This is a genomic window from Pseudomonas sp. CM27 (assembly GCF_013179515.1).
In the GTDB taxonomy this organism is placed as follows: Bacteria; Pseudomonadota; Gammaproteobacteria; order Pseudomonadales; family Pseudomonadaceae; genus Aquipseudomonas.
In genome coordinates this window covers 1-1,145 of sequence record NZ_JABMCN010000451.1, presented here as the reverse complement: position 1 = coordinate 1,145, position 1,145 = coordinate 1, and the positions used below count along the sequence as shown (strand labels likewise).

Annotated in this window: 2 protein-coding genes; both read right to left on the bottom strand. The window is 64.8% G+C overall.

The features are described from left to right. A partial coding sequence (locus HP547_RS28880) for an aspartate-semialdehyde dehydrogenase (RefSeq protein ID WP_172288915.1) occupies nt 1–884 on the bottom strand: 884 nt, incomplete at its 3' end. 159 nt (nt 885–1,043) lie between these two features. Then, the coding region (locus tag HP547_RS29795) for a hypothetical protein (protein ID WP_256676479.1) at nt 1,044–1,145 on the bottom strand (102 nt) is incomplete at its 5' end.

Sequence of the window (1,145 nt, the reverse complement as noted above, 5' to 3'; positions counted from 1 at the left end):
ACACGACCAACATAGACCACGTCTTGGCCCACTGCGTCACCTACCGGGGTCGGATAATCATCACGCTCCACCAGCTCGAGGCTGTCAGCCGCCTCCAGGGCCTGGTTGACGGCGTCCAGGTCGACCGGGCGACGGCTTTCTACGGCCACACTGAAGCTATCGCCGAAAAACACCGGGACTTGAACGCAGCTCACGGAAATCTTCAGCTCAGGCAAGTCCAGCAGCACGCGCAGCTCGCTGACCAAGCGGCGCTCCAGCAGCGTGTGGCCCTGCTCATCGGCTGCGCCGACCTGGGCCAGCAGGTTGAACGCCACCTGACGGTCGAAGAAACGCGGCTCAAGCGGGCGGGCATTGAGCAGTTCGGCGGTTTGCCGGGCAAGTTCGCTGACCGCTTCGCGGCCTTGTGCAGACACCGCCAGCGCGGCCATCACCTGCACCCGCTCGATGTCCAGCAGCCTTTTAAGCGGCGCCAGCGCCACGGCCAGGGCAACGGCGGCCGAGCACGGGCTGAGAATGCGTGCCGGCAGTGCCAGGCCGGCCAGGCGTTCGGCGTTGGCTTCGGGCACCAGTGCCAGGGCATCGTCCAGGCCACCGGACAGGTCGATGACCGAGCAGCCGGCCTGCAGCGCCTTGCCGGCGAAGCTGCGGCTGACAGCGGCGCCGGTGGCGAAGAAGGCCAGCTTGACCTGGGCGAAGTCGAAGCTGTCGACTTCACGCACCTTGAGCTTTTTGCCGGCGAACATGACGCTGCTGCCTGCCGATTCCATGCTGGCCAGCAGGTGCAGGGTGCCGACCGGGAACGCCAGTTCTTCGAGGACCTGTACCAGGGTTTCACCGACGCTGCCGGTGGCGCCGACGACGGCGATATCGAATGTTGGGTTCATGCGGGCTGCCTCTGGCGAAACGGGAGCGGCACTTTACTCGGATTGTTGGGGCGAGGCCAATGCCGTCTATGCGCTTCTCGTATCGGCCTCGATGAACATTTGCGGATATAAAAAAACCCGCGCTGTCGCCAGCACGGGTTTTCGGTCACAGCAGAACGATCAACGCTCCAGCAGAATCCGCAGCATGCGGCGCAGCGGTTCGGCGGCACCCCACAGCAGCTGGTCGCCCACGGTGAACGCACCCAGGTACTGCGAACCCAT